Annotated in this window: 16 protein-coding genes; 2 read left to right on the top strand and 14 right to left on the bottom strand. The window is 35.2% G+C overall.

From position 1 onward, the window contains the following. Positions 1–270 precede the first annotated feature (270 nt). On the bottom strand, positions 271–960 hold the full coding sequence (locus tag AB5618_RS20275) for a hypothetical protein (RefSeq protein ID WP_148463288.1): 690 nt from the start codon (positions 958–960) through the stop codon (positions 271–273). Positions 961–1,306: 346 nt separating this feature from the next. Between AB5618_RS20275 and AB5618_RS20270 the strand changes: the two genes are divergently transcribed. Beyond that, entirely contained in the window at positions 1,307–3,535 is a 2,229-nt protein-coding gene (locus AB5618_RS20270; RefSeq protein ID WP_148463290.1) for a glycosyltransferase family 4 protein, read from the top strand. Between the two features lie 17 nt (positions 3,536–3,552). Here AB5618_RS20270 and AB5618_RS20265 read toward each other — a convergent pair whose 3' ends face one another. Further along, entirely contained in the window at positions 3,553–6,498 is a 2,946-nt protein-coding gene (locus AB5618_RS20265; protein WP_148463289.1) for a hypothetical protein, read from the bottom strand. Between the two features lie 309 nt (positions 6,499–6,807). Beyond that, positions 6,808–7,725, bottom strand: coding sequence for a tyrosine-type recombinase/integrase (locus tag AB5618_RS20260; RefSeq protein ID WP_148463291.1), 918 nt, complete (start codon positions 7,723–7,725; stop codon positions 6,808–6,810). Between the two features lie 166 nt (positions 7,726–7,891). Here AB5618_RS20260 and AB5618_RS20255 point away from each other — a divergent pair, with 166 nt between their 5' ends. Next, positions 7,892–8,623 (top strand): class I SAM-dependent methyltransferase, encoded by a 732-nt coding sequence (locus AB5618_RS20255; protein WP_178090729.1) that lies wholly within the window; start codon positions 7,892–7,894, stop codon positions 8,621–8,623. Here AB5618_RS20255 and AB5618_RS20250 read toward each other — a convergent pair. From AB5618_RS20250 to AB5618_RS20200, 11 genes are all read right to left on the bottom strand, one after another. Continuing rightward, positions 8,598–9,596 (bottom strand): hypothetical protein, encoded by a 999-nt coding sequence (locus tag AB5618_RS20250; RefSeq protein ID WP_148463293.1) that lies wholly within the window; start codon positions 9,594–9,596, stop codon positions 8,598–8,600. The genes AB5618_RS20255 and AB5618_RS20250 overlap by 26 nt on opposite strands. Before the next feature lie 730 nt (positions 9,597–10,326). After that, positions 10,327–10,869 carry a hypothetical protein gene (locus AB5618_RS20245; protein ID WP_243243663.1) on the bottom strand — a complete coding sequence of 181 codons (543 nt, stop codon included), beginning with the start codon at positions 10,867–10,869 and terminating at the stop codon, positions 10,327–10,329. Positions 10,870–11,024: 155 nt separating this feature from the next. Further along, positions 11,025–12,350 (bottom strand): hypothetical protein, encoded by a 1,326-nt coding sequence (locus tag AB5618_RS20240; protein ID WP_173717235.1) that lies wholly within the window; start codon positions 12,348–12,350, stop codon positions 11,025–11,027. A gap of 2 nt (positions 12,351–12,352) precedes the next feature. Continuing rightward, entirely contained in the window at positions 12,353–13,024 is a 672-nt protein-coding gene (locus tag AB5618_RS20235) for an ATP-binding cassette domain-containing protein (protein ID WP_173717236.1), read from the bottom strand. Beyond that, positions 13,002–13,730, bottom strand: coding sequence for an ABC transporter permease (locus AB5618_RS20230; RefSeq protein WP_226815837.1), 729 nt, complete (start codon positions 13,728–13,730; stop codon positions 13,002–13,004). Before AB5618_RS20230 ends, AB5618_RS20235 begins: the two co-directional genes overlap by 23 nt. Before the next feature lie 18 nt (positions 13,731–13,748). Beyond that, on the bottom strand, positions 13,749–14,639 hold the full coding sequence (locus AB5618_RS20225; RefSeq protein WP_173717237.1) for a hypothetical protein: 891 nt from the start codon (positions 14,637–14,639) through the stop codon (positions 13,749–13,751). A gap of 1 nt (position 14,640) precedes the next feature. Beyond that, positions 14,641–16,155 carry a DUF6034 family protein gene (locus tag AB5618_RS20220; protein WP_368367027.1) on the bottom strand — a complete coding sequence of 505 codons (1,515 nt, stop codon included), beginning with the start codon at positions 16,153–16,155 and terminating at the stop codon, positions 14,641–14,643. Positions 16,156–16,254: 99 nt separating this feature from the next. Next, positions 16,255–17,508: a cell wall metabolism sensor histidine kinase WalK gene (locus AB5618_RS20215; RefSeq protein WP_226815839.1), complete on the bottom strand. Its 1,254-nt coding sequence runs from the start codon at positions 17,506–17,508 to the stop codon at positions 16,255–16,257. Between the two features lie 167 nt (positions 17,509–17,675). Further along, positions 17,676–18,341, bottom strand: a complete 666-nt coding sequence (locus AB5618_RS20210; RefSeq protein WP_148463283.1) for a response regulator transcription factor — start codon at positions 18,339–18,341, stop codon at positions 17,676–17,678. A 269-nt stretch (positions 18,342–18,610) separates the two neighbouring features. Beyond that, entirely contained in the window at positions 18,611–18,898 is a 288-nt protein-coding gene (locus AB5618_RS20205; protein WP_195983371.1) for a hypothetical protein, read from the bottom strand. Between the two features lie 166 nt (positions 18,899–19,064). Then, positions 19,065–19,691 (bottom strand): Rpn family recombination-promoting nuclease/putative transposase (locus AB5618_RS20200; RefSeq protein WP_368367026.1); only part of this gene is annotated, 627 nt, incomplete at its 5' end.

Here is a 19,691-nt window from a genome sequence, read left to right as displayed (position 1 = left end):
AGTCAGTAGTCTTATTGTACTCTGAGGTATTTTCAATTTTCAACATCTACGTTTTTTATTATACAGGAAGCTCCATTTTTAATAATTTCTAATACAATCTAATATTATTAAATATCTTTTTTCCTAAACTGTCAATAATTAAATTGAATATTTTGAAGCGTTATTTACTATAAACATACGCAGCAAAACAAAATATGTACTTTTCCTTATAAATATCCCTCTTTCCGCCAAAAAGAGGATGCATTCTTTTGCTTCCTCTCTTTAGTCTGCTTAACAATTACTTCCTATTGCAGGGTTACGCCTTTTAATAGTACTATTGCTGTTTTTATTCCGACAAACTTCCCTGTACTTGTCTATGGTTTCTTTTAAATAACTCAATGCAAATTCATCTGCCTCTTTTTCTTTAGGAATATTTCTATATTCCTCTGTATACTGACGAAATAGCATCCGCTCTTCTGCGCTTAAACGATTGTCCTTTTCCCTTGCCTGACGTTGTAAAACAGAGTCTTTCAAAGCTCGCATTTTTTCATAGTTGTTTTTTTCTTGTTCGTAATTCCAAGTTGTATAAGCAGCTACATTTTTATCCAATGACATAAATTGATTCCAATGTCCAACTTCATGTAAAAATTGGAATAAAACAAGACCAATTTTTATATCAACTACACCTTTGCAATAAGGCCGGATCATTTTACATGTGTACTCATAAATACCAGAGTCATCCTGCTTAAACAATTTCTCAATTTCTTCAACAGAAGAATCCATGATATGTATTGCCGCTGTTGTACTTGTAAATTCATTTTTATTTTCTGATTTTTCGTATCTTTTGCGTTCGCCTTTTTCTACTGGTGTAAAAAAGAAAGGTGATTGTCCATTTGCAAACTCTCTATAGCTTCTATTTTTATCGAAAACGATATTGGCTTCAAAATTGTTAATAGAACAAATTAAATCTTTAGTTTCCACATCAAGGCTCTCTTTTTTAATATTTTATAATATTTATTAATATTATGTAATTATATTTTATAATATTTGCCTTGAATTGTCAACATCTGTATCTAAATTACTTTGGTTATTGATGTTCTGATAAATATAGCTTCTCAATACGAACAGGCTAGCCCGTGCACATTAATTAGTAGTGCCATATGGTATCCTCCTTCTCTTCTTTGTTGTCCAGCTCCGTGCTACTAGATATTCGTTCCTTATATGTATTACAAATCATAATTTTCCATACTTAGTTTAATAATGGATAATTAGCAATTATCAATTATTCCACATAACCAGCTACGCTTTTCTTATTTGAGGCAAAACTATGACAAGACATATTTTGTTGTTATGTTTACTTGGAAATCCATTTGAATTGAATCTTGGTGGTCATCAAAGGACGGTATCGGAAATAATAAATCATTTTAAGGATACTCCACAGTTGGAATTAACCGTGATTACAACCAACGGTTCATTGAAAGAACTAACTGCAAACCATTTATGTTCAAACATTACCATATATGAAATCCCTATAAAGAAACAATGGTTGGAAAATCAGGACTTGCTATACAATAACAAGGATTTTTTATATAAAACTATAAAAAATATTTATGAAAATATAGAACAGCCAATAGCACTGGTACATTCTACCTATTGGATATCCGGCTTGTTAGCCAGTCAATTATGCAGTGATCATCATTTAATACAGATTCATTCTGTAATCAGTACTTCCTGTGAACGAAAAAGAAATGGGTTTCCCCCTGTTTCTTCCCATCAATATGAAAGCGAACAGTTTTTTTTGCCAAAAGTAGATTGTATTCTTTCAATTGCAGAGTCGGAATATGAGTTGTTGGTAAAAGAATATCATATTGAACCACATAAAATTATTGTTGTAGGCAGAACTGTTGCAGACTGTTTTTTGCATCCGTCGCACCTTCCCTCAGGAAATCTGGGACAAACGCGCTCTGTTAATTACAATGCAATGGATTTACAGGGCACTGAGTGGTGGATAAATGGAGCGTTCTGCTATATAGGAAGAATCGTCGATCAGAAGGGGGTTAAAGAAATAATTCTCGCCTGGGAAATTCTGTATAAGAAATACCTGAATCTGACACCTCCCATGTGGTTTATTGGCGGTACTGCTGAAGATATCAGTAAGTATCGCAGAATAATAAAAGAATATGTACCAGATCTTGAAACATATGAACAGCAGCACAAAATATATTGGTGGGGATTCTTATCTGATGCAGGAATTTCTAACGTGTTACTCAAATGCAGTGTATTGATTATGCACTCTGCTTTTGAGCCTGGAGGAAGAGTGATTCTGGAAGCAATGTCTTCAGGAAAGCCAGTTATAGCGACTTATTCTGGCTTTGGAAACAATTATGTACAGGATTGGTATAATGGTTTTCATGTGGAGTATGGAGATTTCCAGAACCTATCCCGATATTTGGAATTGTTTATAACCAATCCGTATTTGTCAAATATGCTTGGGATCAATTCCAAAAGTCTTTTCAGAAAAATAAACCGGAATTGGGATTATTTCCGAAAAATATCTGATTTATATTTTGGTTTTGGAACAAGCCAATACACCTATAAAGGTAATTTATTTTATAAAAAAATGCAGCCACAGTATCCTAATCTGATAGATGCATTTCCTTACAACGATATAAAAAATGATATTTCAGATATTAGTACTGAATTTTATATAGAAGAAGCTTCTATTGTTCCTATGGAAAATAACCAAAGTTATTTATGGAAAACACCTTGTAAAGTAATCAAACAGTATTATAATCGTTTTAACTATAAACAGGAATGGAATACATATGATCCTAAGCAGGTTATTCCGCTTATGTCTCTTTATGACGCTGCGGTTTTTTCTTCCTCCCTTACAGGATTTTTACCAATTACCGAACGTTCTGATGTGCTGTTTTCTTATATTATGCCTGCTGGAAGAGTATTAACCAATGACGAAAGTCTAAAAGAGATGCCCTTATTGCTGAAAAAGCTTAGGGAACCGTATACGGAGACATCGTACGATGAGACTGATTTATCAGAAACAAACAGTAAATTTCAATTTCAACATAAATATTATACAATACAGGCTCTTGTAAAAGAATTAAATACTGCGATGGAAAATCACCCCATATTTAATGCTTCTGAGGTTAACTGCACAAAGAGCATATTTAACAAAATTACACATATTCGCACCCAGATCCCGTCCAAATATGGGATGAATTATGGAAAAAGCATATTGAACCATATTGTACAGTCCAATGTGCAGACTTTCCTTCTTCCAAGTTGTGACATTTATTTTGGAGAAACAGGTATTGATGAGGCTTATACCTATATGGAGTATTATGGGGATAGCATATTAGAACCTCTGAATTCGCAGAAACTTCAATTAATAGATAATACTGTTCTGTTATGGATTGGCGTTTTATTGACAGAGCAATATATTGAGAATAAGATATTACATAAAAAGTGCAAGATAGAATTATCCTCTATTTCGAATTTTTATGATGGTTTTTTTGAAACTGTCCTGTTATTAATATGAAATAACAGGACAGTCCCTTAACATTTGATCATAAAATTTCCATCCACATAGTAATAAGTCTTTTTCAATTCTGAAACTAAAGAATGAGAGATAAAGTATTCGAATTCTTTTGGCAAAACTCCAATATCTGTCTGCGTTACCTTTTCGATTATCTTGGTATATTCAGTTTGATCATTTTTATATAAGATTCTCAGCATAAGCAAAATGGAGACCATTTCTTTATCAGTAAAGAAGTCCGTATATGCTGTTTTATTATCAGCTGCAAAAATATGTTTAAACTTATCTTGTTTGGAGCTATAATATCCCAAGATGATTTCTCTGGCATGCATAACGGCTTCAGATTTATTTTTTAATTCCAGATTGATCAGTGCCAGATTTGTTTTTGCTATCCAGCGGTAGGTTTGATGCTCTGTACGATCCTGTAAACCGGCAGCTTCATTAAATGCCTCGATAGCTTTTTCCCATTCTTTTTTTGCCCAGAAAAATTGCCCTAGTAAATTATAAGACCGGCTTAATTCAACATATAGGTTATTCTGATAAGCCTTTCCGCACAGATCTAATAATTGCCTGATATCTGTCATTTCTTTGGAATAAAATAGAACCGTTAATTCATTAAATTCCAGATGAATTTGATCTTCCAAGGATAAAGCTTCTTTATATGTTTTTAAAATATCTATGTTTGCTTTAGCTTTTTTGAAGTTTCCCCTATTGATACTGATTGCTAATAGGTGATCGTAATAGCTGTATTTCAGAAGCATATTTTCCGGGAACCTTTTTATTCCCCGTTTAAGACTAAGAATACAGCAGCTCATTCCACATTGATGTTTTATGCCAATGGCGCGGATGTGGCGTAATTGGGGTTCTATTGTTCTCAGTTCGTCGGTCTGCTTTATAAGTGCCTGATACTGCCCCACAGCTAGGTAATATTTTGCCTGCAGCAAATGATACCATTTCATTTGTTCAGGAGAAATTTTAGCAATTAAAGAAAGGTTATGTAATTCACGAAAACATGTTTGCAACAAATCACTATGGAAATCGCATAATTTTAGGCAACAGTAAGATGACATTAGAAAAGTGTCAAATAATTCTGAAGCTGAAAAATCATTTTCCATTAAACTATATACTTCTTTTAATAAAGATTGAGCAAGTACATAGTCTTCCTGACGCAATAGATTCGAGATAACTTCTTTCCATGTTTCTTCCAGGTATTGCCTGTTTTCCAGGAAAATTGCCAATTGGATTTTTTTTATAGTTTTACAAAATATGTCAACAGATAGTAATTCAATTTTATCAAAAAGCATCGTATAAATTTCATGCTGCCTGTACGAGGAAAGAAAAGCCATTTGTTGTAAAGGACCTAAATAGAACATATGTCTGATCTGTATGTTACCATTTTGAAATTGAAATAACTTCGTACGGAACAAACCTTCCTTTACAGAATAATTATTACATATAATCTTTAAATCGGATTCTAAAAGATTTCCCTCCATCAAGCCAATCATGCAAGCCAGATTCTGAACCTCTATTTCGGATTCTACTATTATTTTTTTGACATATTCGAAGGAAATACTTTGAAGATATTTCTGATTTTTATATAATCTTGTCATATCCAGAGTATATAAAGAGCCTCTCATTCCCAAATCATGTCTGAATAGTTCTGTAATAGTATCAATGAGCAAAGGAGTTCTCGGCAGAATTTTCTTCAAAGCCTTTTCTTCCTCATAGGAAAATTCATTTTTATACTTATATTCAAAATACTGGCTTAATTCTACGGAATCGAATTCCTTGATTTCTGTTATATATATAACAGGAACGTCTCTCATAAGATGCGACAGAAAATCTTCACATTTCTTAATATCGGTTCTAATTTCAAGTAAAAGTAAAATATTTTCCTTTTCAAATTTTTTTATAAATTTGTTTAAAATTTGAAAAGCTGAACCAGAAGCGTAATCCAGATTATCAAAATATATAACCTGTTTTTTTCTCCTTAATATAGGCACATATATGCGATATAAATATTCAAAAAAGTAAAACTGTAAGATATCCTGCTGCGTTTCACTTGGCACAGATTTCGGTTTCAGAATATTTAACAAGGAGGTTCTTGAACGGATGCTTAATTCTTCTTCAGATAAATAATCCGTTATTTCATTGATATCCTGCTCAGAAAAATTCGTAATATCCAAAGTATCAATATTCCAAATAGATGAAAGAATTTTTAGCAGAAATGCCTGCACGGTAGAAAATTCTTCCATATTAATTTTATGATAAGGAATTGAACTTTCTCTATACATTTTATTAAGTAAATGCTCAATAAAAAAGGACTTTCCACAGCCTGAGCACCCTTTTATAATGACAATACCCTTTTTCCCGGAAATAGCCTTATAGCACTGATCCAACTGATAGTTTCTATCTGATCCAATAAGTTTGTTCAATGAAGTAATGTGTACTTTTTTCTCAGATGATACTCGTTTGGAAACCGGATGAGTACTTACAGAATCTATTAATTGTTTCAAAAAGGAAGGTGAATATGTAGCCTTCAAAGTTTTATATAATTCTTTTACTCTGTCGGATACCTCAAATATATCAACAAGCTCTACTTGTATATTTGAAAAACTGGAAAATTTATGTATTCGTTTCTGGGTTTCAGTGGAATAATGTAGGTTTGTAAAGATGTATATTTTCTGCGCCATTAAATTGATTGCTATAATCAATGTTTTGGAAAAGTCGGACATAGGCAGATCTTTATTTGACGGTTCGCGGAGCTTTGATTCTGATAATATTTTACATTGATCTATGTTCTTATTATCTGAAGCGATTATGATAAGTCCATCATAACCACCATCCTTGCGATTGGGAGTATGTGTGATAGAATAACTGATTTCAGAATCTGCTGGTAAATATGTCTCTAATATGCTGATTGAAAGTTTTTCAAACTCTTCCCAATTGTCTGTTGCAAAACTCATGTTATCTTTCATCCTTTTAATGCACGAAATCTTTTAATAATGGATAATTGCTAATTATCTTATTTTCGATTATAACAAATATTGATTCATTTTTCTACTAATATAAACTTCGTTCTATATAAACCTATAGGGAAATTTTAAGGTCTACTACTCTCGTATGACAAAGAAATCCCATGATTTAGACTTTTAGCAATCTGCACTATCAGATTCTTTATTCTGCCCTCGGCTAAGTCATATCGAATATTAACATACGACAACAAGACCACCTTTTCAGCTGGTCAGAGAATTTTTATATTTTCGATGTATTTCTCACGCAACATTCACAATTTTCATATTATTCCTTGGATGCAGTTCTCGTAAAATATCCGCTTGTTTTTTGGCGGCTATATGAATATATATCTGGGTCGTTTTTATTGATGAGTGTCCCAAAATCTGCTGTACACAACTTACATCAACACCTTCTTCAATCAAATATGTAGCGAATGAATGCCGGAACATATGGGGTGTAATCTTTGTTTCAATTCCGGCCTTTTTCGTGTATTTTCTCAGCATAAGGCGAATAGATTGTTCTGTGTATCTGTTGCCTCTTTTATTCACAAAAAAATACCCACTCTTTTTTATTTCCTTTTCATTTTCTACATAATATTTCCGCAGAATTTCCAAAACTGCATCATTACTGATTTGAATATATCTCTCTTTTCCTCCTTTCCCCATAATTCTTATCAGTCCAGAATTCAAATTTATGCTCTCATTTCGGATATTTGAAATCTCGTATACTCTCGCGCCGGTGGCAAAAAACAGCTCTACAACCGCCGCATCACGCAAACCGTATTTATACCCAGAGCCAGAAAGGTCTTTCAAGTAAGTATACATATAATTGAGAAGCTGCTCGATCTCTTCTCTGGGGATAATTCGAGGAAGAACTATTGTCTCTTTAAATTTAACTTTTATTTTTCGAAAAGGATTCTGGTCTAACATTTCCTCTTCTTCCAGGTAACTATAAAAGGCTTTTACCGAGGCAATTTTTCTTTTCACTGTTTTCTGCTTGTATTTTTTATGCAGATTCGTAATATATCTCTCAATTGTTTCTTTTTCAGGCTCATCACAGCACACAAACGAAAAATATTGCTTCAGATCAATACGGTACGCTTTTACTGTTTTGGCGTCCAGTTCTTTTCTGTAGGTACAATATTCTAAATACTCTTTTGCTCTATCCTGTAAATTCATTGTTAATACTCCTTTTTTTTCCTATCACAGTACTGTAAAATGAATTTTTTGTCAAAAAAGCCAAACATAAAACACCTGATTTAGCTGCCGTGTATTCGATAATTTGTAGTTATCCATTGAAAACTTGCTAAAATAAACATAATTGCTATAATTGGAGAATATTAATATGAATGTAAAGAAGGTTATAGATATTGAAGAAGCAGCAAAAGAAAATTATACCCAATCAGAGCCGTGGCCTAACAATGATATATGGCATACCTGCACATATAATATTTTGAACAAATATGTTCAAAAGTATTTGGATGAACTACATCTTAGTTCCTCTCAGGTTATTCTAAATGCCGGATGTGGTAAAACAACTTATAAAACTCCATGCACAATTATTTATATGGATATTATAGAAGATTATGTCAACATGTTTGAAAAATACTTAATTGCCTCTGTAGAGAAAATACCCATGCCGGACAGTTCTGTAGATTGTATTATTTGTGTAGGCAGCGTTATTAATTATGCTGATGTTCAAAAAGCAATTGCGGAATTTAGCAGAATATTAAAACCTGGTGGCACTTTAATCCTCGAATTTGAAAGATCAAATAGTGCAGAATTTCTTTTTACAAAGAAATATGCCAAAACAGTATTTGTGCAAAAATATCAGTACAATAATCAAATTCACTATTTATGGATGTATAGTGAAAAGTTTTTAATACAATTAGCTGATTATTACAGTTTTATATGTAAAAGAAAATATCGTTTCCATATTCTTTCATCATTACTTTATAGATTTGGAGTTTCTGAAAAAAGATCTGCCAAATATTCAAAATTTGATGATTTCTTACAACCATGTTCCTATTTTTTTGCACATAATGAAATTGTTATTTTTGAAAAAAATATTCTCTAATAAACTGGTAAAGTGATATAGATGAAGAAATTATAGTAAGTAATGAACACAAAAATACCTCTGTCGAATCAAATCGATCAGAATAACAAAAAATACATGTTGCCAAAGAGAAAATCACGCACATAATACGTAATATCCACTGTTTCAGAAAATAAATTTGTTTCTTTTTTAGGGTTATGTTTTCAGTTGAAATTTGTTGGCATAATCCTTTTTCGAATAAAGCACAATTAACCAATGTTATATCATCAATTTCAATTTTTTTAGTAAATTCTTTTTGGATTTTTTTTAATAAACCATCGAAGAATTGATTAACCACATCTGAATTCATATATTTTTTATACCAAGCTGCATAATGATTTTGGTAAAGATCAGTAATCAATTCCTGATAAAAGGATTCAGTAATATTGGTTTTGGGAAATACACCATTAATCAATGGTTTAATTGCTATATTAAAATCTGCTGATGATAATGTATGTCTCATATTAAAATATGGTTGATAATAAGGTGCGCGTAGTATTTGAAATCCCTCTCTTGAAAGCAACTGTCTGAAATAATTACTATCTATATCTATATACTTATTTTCATTGTCTTTTTTTAAAGATAATTCTGTCATAATATATTTAATATATAAATTATTCTTTTTTAGAATTTCAGTTATATCTTCAAAAAGCATTTGATAGAAATTGTAAAAGTATGTATGATTTCTGGGCTTTGTACATATATAATCAATAAGTAATACTTGGCTTTGCGGAAGAAAACCATATTCTGCAAAGCCAACTACAACATCATTTGCATAAAGAATATAAAAAAACATTTTTCTGGTATCGTTATATTTGTTTTGTATATAATCTCTTATTTGAGAAGTTGATGTTTCCGAATTTTCATCTACAGTATGCACATATATGTCAAGAGCATCTGTTAAATCTTTATCTTTCACATTTTTAATTTGTTTAATTTTATAACTTACATTCATAGCTTACTCCTAAACTATACTATTTAAAAATGATTTTAATTCTGTTTTTTGTAATAATATTCAATGGATAACTACAAATTATCTGTCCATTATTATATCAAAAACCAATCGCAATTTCTACTCATTTACTATAAATTACATTCTTTCCTAAAACAGAAACAAGAGTGGGTATTGTTTTTGAATAAAAAAATCGCATTACCTACAACGAACTTTGCAGAAAATACAGCAAGGCGAATTGTTTAATTATATGACGGAGCGAGGGCTCAAAGGTTTTCAGAGTGGCAAATACGGAAGTACCGCATTGCATTTGACTTCCCTGCAATATCAAATTAAGCAAGACAGCCCAGACCTTTTTATTGGTGTTGCTCTTGCTATAATTCATAAATGAAGTATAGCATGAAAAAGTGGTTTTTTGTATTGGATTTCCATCATATAAAAAACTGCTAAATTGTATCTAAAAGATCACAATCTAACAGTTTTCCATTATATGGTACAATTTACAAAAATACCAATTTATTATGATTAATACGTTGGAAGAAGGCCTCCATTGCCTGTCATGCAGACAATGGAGCAAGCCTTAGGGGAATAAAATACTTTTATTTACAAGAATAAAGTATATACTTTTCTTTTAAATAAGTACATGGATAAAATTACATAAAACATGCACAAAATACAATAGTTAGTCAAATGAATACCAGAGATTGATACAAATTAATTTTGCAAGAATACCTTATTCAAATAATTTTTTTGCCTTCTCCAGATTCATTTTTCCATTCACTTTCAAATAAATTTTTGTAATTTTAAGCGGCTCACCCATCTCACTGCAAAGCTCCTGCGCCTGTGATAAAGGAATATAGATATCTTCATTTTCCGTTACGGCAGTTACTTTACATGGAAGATAAACAGTTTGCTGTTCATTTTCTTCGTGCCCAGTCAAGGATACTAGATGATCTGCCGCGCCAGAAAGCTCTTTTGTATTTCCAGCAAGTGCATAAGAAATGGTTAGATTTTCTCCCATTTGCAGGAATTTTTCCTGTTGTTTTTTTGAAATGGAATGATTATTTGAGTCTTTCATGTTTTGCAATGCTTTACTTCCAAGCAACAACACCGGTGTATTTCCTAAATCATTCTGCTCTGGATTTTCTCCAAACGCATTCAGATCTATTCCTAAAAAGGTGGCTGTTTCCGTATAATCTTCAATCTTGATGGTTACTGGAATTTCCACAACGGGCCATATCTCTTTTATCCCTTCTATTTTTTTTGCCTTTTTCAAAAAATCATCATCATAAGTAAGGTCTCCAAGGGAAACCAGTGCCAAGTATTGTTTTTTCCCATCCTGTATTCCTGCAAAAAGCTTTATAGAGAAAAATAATGCCAATATCAGAAGAAAACCTACAAAACAGGTAAAACTATCTATTCTATTCTTTTTCAATGGGCATCCACCTTTCTGGTTTCTTCCAGAAGTATGTTTTTCTTATGAAGCTTACCCAAAAGAAGTAGAATCACAGAAACAAGCAGTACTGCAATAACTGCAATAACGGAATACCACCAGTTGTTTGTTTCTTCCTGGTCATCCTCTATTTTTAAAGACTGGATTTTAGCTTCTTTAATCTCAGACTCAAACTCTGTACTTTCCTCATAGGAATTGCCGGCTGCATCCTCATAAGTAAGAATCAGTTTTCCGGTAATCCTGCCAGGAAAAGAACCGTCATCTTCTTCTGATTTTCCTTTTACATACACACGGAGACTTCCCTGTACTGCGGTTCCAGCTTCTAATGTTCCTAAAAAAGCGGACTCTTTTGGGTTCAATCCGTCTGCTTCCAGCCGGACACTTGCATTATATATCTTATCCCTTCCAAGATTCATTGCTTTCACCGGAATTTCTACCGTATCCATGGTATATAAAACGGAAGGAATATCAGAAGCTTCCAGTTTTGCACGCGCCGGCTGAGTGATCTGAAAGGACAGCGTTTCTGTACCTGTAGCTCCCGTCGCTTTTGAATCTTCGTAATCCAGAGAAAAAGAAACGGTTGCCTGACCTGGAGTACAGTCCTCTGCTATAGTGACCTTTTGCTTCAGGGTAATTGCTTCTCCTGGAGTCAGTCTCTGAACATAAAAAGAGTTTCTCTCAAATTCAATTCCCTTTGTATCCGCAGAAATAGAAATCTTTAGACCAAATACATTCTGGCTACGGCTTTTATTCCGGAATGTCAGTGACATTTCTGTGACAGAGCCTGCTTTTAGATTTTGTCCGGAAAGATTGTTATCCTCTAAAAGAACCTGCGGTTTATGTAGTATTTTCTCACCAGACGAGCTGGCAGAAGAACCGCCTCCACTATACTCTCCAGCAGAATAATCCCCACTATCTATAACAGGATCTGTGATCTGTGTTCCATTATCTGTATCAGTATTTCCATTTTCTATTATGACATGGATTGTCTTCTTTTCGTCCTCAGCAGAAGCGTCTCCTGATATAAATCCATCCAGGTCAGAATTTTGATTTTCCGAATCCGTTTTTTCAGGAGTCTGTTCCTCAGTTTCCGGAATCTTCTCATCTGTAGGATTGTTTTTTTCCTCTTCAAAAGGCAATGTACTGTCTGCATCACTATAAGAAGCTGACTGATCTGCTTCCAGAACAGACTCTCCCACAAAAGCAGCTTCCATATTCCCTGCATCTTCTGCAAAAACAGATGTCGGCAGAAGCATCATGAAACTTAATATTGCGAATGTGGTTTTCACAAATTTTTTTCCCATTTTCAGGCTGTCCTTTCTCTTAAAACTCCGCCATCCATCTCATATACGTGATCACATAAAATCCGGATATCCTCATCATTATGGCTTGCCAATAAAATGGTTTTTCCAGCTGCCTTTAAAACAAGCAAAAGTTCCCTGATCTCTGCCACGCCGTGTTTATCCAGACCGTTAAATGGTTCATCCAGAATCAGGAAGCGAGGATCTTCCATAATGGCCTGTGCAATCCCAAGGCGTTGCCGCATTCCAAGAGAGTACTTTCCAACCGGCTTTTTCATATCCGGATCCAGTCCTACTTTTTTTAGGATCAGGCGGATATCTGCCTTTGAAATCATTCTTTTCATATCTGCCAGTATTTCCAGGTTCTTTACACCGGTATACTGGGTAAGAAATCCAGGCGTCTCAATGATGACACCAAGGCTTTCTGGAAAATCTACATCACGACCAATTTCTTTTCCGAAAACACGGATGGTGCCTGTGGTAACAGGAAGGAATCCGCAGATACATTTCATAAGTACTGTTTTGCCAGAGCCATTATTTCCTACAACGCCGTAAACCTGTCCCACCTTTAAGGTAAGATTTACTTCTTTTAATACCAGATCTTCCCCGAACCTTTTGGTTACGTGTTCTATTTTCACACAGGTATTTTGAAATTCAGATTTCTTCCACTTTTCCATTTAAAACACCTCCAAAAATTCCCATTAACACCAATAAAAATAATAGCAGAAATAACCACAATCCCGCTTTATCCGTTCCCCAGTTTCCATCTGCCAGAATCCATTCCACTGGGTAAAACCAGATCTGGTCTTTGAAATAGCGGTCATGAAGTATAATTCCAAAATAATAGCTGACAAAAGGAATCCCATATGCCATATAAGCTGAATTCCATAAGGTACCACAGATTCCACCAAAAGTGCTTAGAATACTTCCGATCAGTCCCATCCTAAGAGCTTTCATAAGCAGCTCCAGAAACTGTTCCTTTGGAAAGCTGCCTTTTATTTCCATAGGATAAAATATAACAAAATTAACAAGAAGTATGGTGCTTATAGCAAATATCCAGACTAAAAATCCAGATGTCATAACAGAAAAGACTTTTCCTTCCACATATAGCCTGCGGTTTGTCCTGGGAAATGCAGCTTTTAAAAATCCACTTTTATACTCCTGTAAAAAAGAATCACTCCACGGCAGTACTGCAGCTACAGGGATGGCAAAAGATACCATCTGACTTTTCAATGAACCATCCAGCAGGCTGATAAAAGTTCCACATGTTAATGCTTTTTTCAAACTTGGATAAGTCTGACCTGCTGCGATAGAAAAGCAGGCAATCAGCCATGCCGCCAGGAAACTCCTGCCAAGAAGCATACGTTTTGTTTCTACCCGCATAGATATTTCCCCTTCTGATTATGTTTTTTCTCCCAGAAATTCAAAGGGATATTTTTTCATCCTGCGAAGTGCCAGAACCATAAGAACAAATAAAATACCTGCGAAGAACATACAGGACTGCCAGATGGTCGGAAGTAATAGATCATAGCCAAAGTTATGTTTTCCATATACAGCCTGGTTCAAAGGACTGATCCAGCAGATCAGTACATTCACTTGATACATTTCATATTTTTCCTTATGCAAAATTGCGGCTACCACACTGGGTTCCAGTAAAAATCCAAATACACTATAAAGTAGTCCAAACACCATGCCTTTTGTTTTTCCTTTATAAAGATTTCCAACAAGGATCACAAAACCAAGTGTCAGGGAATAGCAGAATAACAGGAGAAAAACCTGCAGCATACAGCCATACGGAGAGATACTCTCCATGACTCTTACTGTAGAGGGGACCTGCAAGTTTTTCCCCAGTTCAGAATATCCGAGCATGGCAGCAGTCTCGCTCCACAGGTTGCCCGGATAACTGTCCTTCATACACAGTACAGATGTAAATAGCAGCATCAATACTGTATAAAGAGCAGTCACAAGAATAATATAAATAAACTGTCCCAAAAGCCATTTTTTCTTTGTTGTTCGAATTAACTGATATGGAGTAACTGGTGTCATCTTTGGCAGGTCTGAGAACAGCAGAAGCAACAGAAGAGAACTGAGCAGTACTGCTGTTCCATCCCCAAAGGTCCAAAGAAATGGCTCTACGGCCTGTACCGGTGTATCATAGTTTTCCATAACAACCATGATTCTTCCAGTGAGAAGAAAGCTAAGTACAAATTCCAGAAGGAAGGTAAAAATGACTTTTGGATTTCGAAAATAGCCAAAGAAATTGTAATGTACAATTCCAAGTACCTGCTTCATATCAGTAGCCCAGATCCCTGTCTATAATACTGCCATCCACGGCGTTAATGGTAAGGAAGCTCCAGCTTGGATAGTCTGTGATGTCCGAGTAACTATTCCCATCATAGTCACCTTCCACTTTTCTGCTTCCAAAGAAATCCCAAACGGGAACCAGAAGACCTGTATGCGGATCTGTGGATGGTTCATAAATTCTGGCATAGCCCAGAACAATCCGGTCAATGTCATAAACTCTTGATTTTTCATATTCCATATTATCTGCATTGGTTACTACCATCATTTTTTCATATGTTTTCATAATCTCAGAAAATGGAAGAAGGTTTAAATTTTCTGTTTTTGTCTCTCCTATGGTATAAGGGTTTGAATAAGACATGCTTTCAATTCCATCTTTATCGACAAAGAAATAAAGACTTTCATAAGACCAGGTCTCCATAGTGCTGTCCATATCTTCCAAAGCACCGCCATCTGCCATTGTCTGAGTAATCGGAATACCGTTTATAGTACGTGTGTAATAAATCGCATATCCGCTTCCAAGATTACTTAAACTATTATCCTCTTCAAGACTATTGCACAATGCATAACTCCAGTCTGAAAACTGCAGATCTGTAATCCCCATTTTATCTACTTTTTCCTGTACCATTTTTTTTGCTTCATCTAATGAAATCCCAATGGACTCCTCAGTAGGTTTTTCTCCTTCACTGAAAGAAGTATACTCAGACCAGATCGTGTCCGCAGGCAGCTTTTCCCCGCCAGATTTTGCCGTTTTTCGGATTTTGACAGATAAGGTATCGGATCCGTAGGAAGATGTCTTGTAAAAATATTCCGATCTATCCGGCATCTGTGCAACACCGGAGAAGTCATTTTCCGCAGTACCATTTTCTGTCTCATGGGAGCCTGCAACAGGTCTTCCTTCTACCAGAGTCTTCGTTTCCGGAGCAGACTCATATTCCTGCTCATACATCTCAATTTCTCCATAAATGTCATAAATATAATTTCCATCTTCATCTGTTCCATAGTTATAGGGATCCAGATTTCCGTTTGCTACATCTTCTTTTAGTTCATCCAACGTTTTTTTGATTTCATCCTTTGTCTGGGTATAATAGCTATCCAATGTATACAGCTTTGCCTCTGAGAAAAAGGCATCTGTAATACGGTCAAGAAGATCCTGTGTAACTTCTGCAGGCGTGACAGAAATTGCGGATATCTTTTCTACATCCGGTATTTCTACGGTGGCATCCGTGTTCACTACAAGTTTTGCACTGTCATCTGTAGTCTGACTTTTATAAGTTTCCGGAGCATTGAGCAGGTCTCGAATAGTTGTTCTTACCGCTGTGTTCTTATCCTTTGTATTTTCAGAAGAGTCCTCCTTCACCATATCTACGCCTTCAGCTTCTGTATAAGCATCTTCTGCCTTGCTTCCTTTTGGTTTTACAAGGGAAGATTCCGGGGTATGGGCACATCCAGTGAGCATTCCTATACAAAGTGTTAATCCTACAATTTTATTTATGTTTTTTCTCATGTTGAATAAATTCTCCTTCCTGTTTATGTCCACAAGTATAGCATCTTTCATTACACCAAATCTTCCGCAAGTTGTAACTGTTCTGTAAATTCCAATTATTTACCATAAAACAGATACGATCGTTCCTTTTCCCAGATGACTTGTAATTTCCAGCTGAAATCCATGTATATCTGCAATTTTCTGGCATAGCGCAAGACCAAGCCCAACACTTCCCTTTACTCTGGAACGTGATTTATCGACCATATAAAAAGCTTCTGTTACTCTTTTCAGATCTTCTTCTGGAATTCCCTTCCCATAATCCTGAACGGATAAATGATTTTGGGTTGCCTCCAGTACGATTTTTGAATTCTCATCGGAAGCCTTGACTGCATTATCAATAAAATTTGTCACTGCACTCATCATAAGGTCCGGATCAAATGTTTTTCTAAGATTCTCTGGATTACAATGAATCTCAAGACAAATATTTCTCTCCTGAAGCCTGTAAATAACAAGTTTTTTTACATCTTCCAGAAATTGATTCATCTGAACTTCCACTGGAACAAATTCTGTTTCACCTGTTTCATATAATCCGGTAAGTTCCAGCATTTTCACAGAAAGTCTGGAAAGCCTTCGGCATTCATTTCTAATATAATCAAGCGCTATCTCCTGCCTCTTGGGAGATAGGCGTACCGTTAGAAGTGTATCTGCATATCCTATGATTGCGGTCATTGGGGTCTTTAATTCATGGGCCAAACTTCCAAGCAGCTGTCTCTGTGCCTGGTTTACGGAAGAAAGCTTTTCAATCTGCTCCCTTACTTTACCTGTCATAAGATTAAAGCTTTTCCCAACCTGTGCCAGTTCCGTTTTTCCTTCTGATGGCACTTTTATCTCATAATTTCCATTTGCCACAGAAACAGCCGCTTCTTTTAGCCTTGTGAGCGGTTCCATAATTTTCCGCAAAGTCAAAAACAGGAAAAAGCCAACAAACAGAACCAGAAACAGGGTAAACCCTCCTGCCTGATAAAACAGTGTCTGACTCTGTTTTTGTACACTGGTAATATCTTTGTAGGTGACAATCTGATAGTTCATGTCTGTAGAACTGTAGCTGGAAAAATAAAAGAGCAAAAATACGTTGCCATTTGTTTTGCTGATCAGTGGTTTATCACAATAGCTGTCATTTTCGAATCCATCGTGTTTGTTTTTTGTTAGGTTTCTGATATTTTGCAGATCAAACTCATATTTTGTCCCATTATATTGTTCTTTTCCATCCTGATATAAAACGGCACTGTCGTGGAATACCTGACGAAAAGTATAAATAATCATTTTTTCCCGGATTTTATCATCAGAGTCCTGTGTTTTACTTTTAATCCGCATTAGCATGTTTTCAAACTTAGAAATATTTGTTTGAAACCTGCTATTTTCATAACTGTTGATATTCTGTATGCTCTGATTTTTCCACCTGTAAGTTGTATAGAAAAAAATTCCAGATGACAGCAGAAGCACCATGCAGATTACCTGTAAAAAAATTTTTGTAAATAGCTTCATAAATCCACCTCAAGTCGATAACCAATTCTGGGAATGGTTTTGATTTTATCCTGCCAGCTTAGTTTTTTTCTGATGCGTCCAACGTGTGCATCCACAGTTCTTGTTTCTCCGCAGAATTCCTCCTTCCACAGTTCCTGCAAGATCTGGCTTCTGGTAAGTGCTTTATTTGGGTTTTTTACGAACACCATAAGGCAGTTATATTCCATAGGTTTTAAATATATTTCTTCTCCATTTTTCGTAACTATGTGACTTACGGTATCAATTATGACATCGTCTATCTGAATCTGTTTCGGTGCCGTTCCATAACGATCTAATACTTTTTCCAAACGCACCATTACCTCCAGCATTTCAAAAGGCTTTACTATATAGTCCTCGGCTCCGTCTTTTAACCCTTTTACTTTACTTGTAACATCAGCCTTTGCCGTAAGAAATATAACCGGAATACCAAACTTTTTTAATTCCGGTAAAAGGGTATAACCATCCTTTCCCGGAAGCATAATATCCACAAGTGCGCACTGAAATTCATGGTCCTGTACGACGCCTTCACTTGCATCATTTCCATCCAGATAACCTACTGTTTCATAACCAGCAGCTTCCAGATTCATACAAAGCAGATCATTGATTGCCATTTCATCTTCTATCACCAGTATTCTTGCTTTCATAATAATGTTCCTTTCATTTTACACAAACCCGATTATTTCTTTATTGTGCGTGATTTTTACTATTACAATTATACACTAATTTCAGTACTGCGAACGTAACCGATTTGTAAAGAAAAAGGAATCAAGAACGATCCATCTGGAAGTCGTTTTGATTCCTCAAATCCCACTACATTTTTGATTTCATTTTGTTAATTGTGTTTATATGAGTCACACCCTCCCTCTCTTAGAACTGTCTATTTCCCGACAGCCTCTTCCTATAAAATCATATGTTACACAAGTGTCTGTCCCATTGCCGCTGCAATTTCCTTTAACTTGTCGATAGCATAGCCTGTATATTTTGAAATCTTATCGACAGGTTCCTTTTCCTCGATCATCATCTGGGCCAGGGACATTTTTTCTTTTTCAACTCCCTGTTTCATTCCTTGTTCAATTCCCTGGTCTACAAGAGCTCTACTTAGATTACACATGTCTCTCACCTCACTCTCGAATTCTTCTGTCATGGCAATATCAAAATCTTTATGTAACCGCTTCTTTTTTTCTTCTGGCGTGGCGCTCATATATTATTTTCCCTAGCGGTAATCAACATTTCAAGTAATCCCTTTGGCTTGTTGTGTCCACCTTATAGGGTACATTATAAAAATCTTCATTTTGTGAAAGATTAGTAAGTTCTTTGAAAAATGAGCAAGCCCGAAACAGACCTGCCCATCAACAATATTATCCTACTTATTTCATTATGCACAAATTCTCATCAATCCATTTCTGGACATCTTTTTCGCTGAGATTTACGGCTTTCGCAATTTTATCAACTGGGATTCCCATTTCAGCCAGCGAAAGGATGGTTTCTTTTTTGGCTTTTAACTCGCCCATTTCTATACCACGTTTCTCTCCGCTTTCCATTCCTTCACTATAAATTTTCTCCATTTCATGGCACATAAGTTCCACCCCTTTCTGCGTCTCCTTCAATTCATATACTCGTTTTGCAAGAATCGGACTGTGCATCTCATCTGCCTTTTTACAGTGTAGATCATGCATCAGTCTTCCAAGTTCTGTATCATCCTGCTTCCTGGAATTTACATATATGATATGTGCTTCATCTTGAAAAGCCTCGTTCAGTTCTTTAATCTGCCGGTCAATGTGGTAAATGGGAAGTCCATATCCAAGAATATCGTCCCGAGTAATAAAAATTACATAGCTTTCCGGCAGTTCCTCAAAATCCTGTCCGGGATTTAAGGTATTCATATCCATCAGTCCACTATGGTACCGGGCTCTTTTGGGGGAAGCTCCTTCATTATCCTGCTGGATTTCCACATCAAATTGTTTGCCTGTGGAATCCCTGGCAACGCAGTCCAT

The sequence above is a fragment of the Ruminococcus sp. J1101004sp1_RTP21198st1_B9_RTP21198_201120 genome (assembly GCF_040924245.1).
Taxonomy (GTDB): domain Bacteria; phylum Bacillota; class Clostridia; order Lachnospirales; family Lachnospiraceae; genus Blautia_A; species Blautia_A faecis.
The sequence above is the reverse complement of the archived record's forward strand: the minus strand, read 5'-3'. Positions and strand labels throughout refer to the sequence as shown.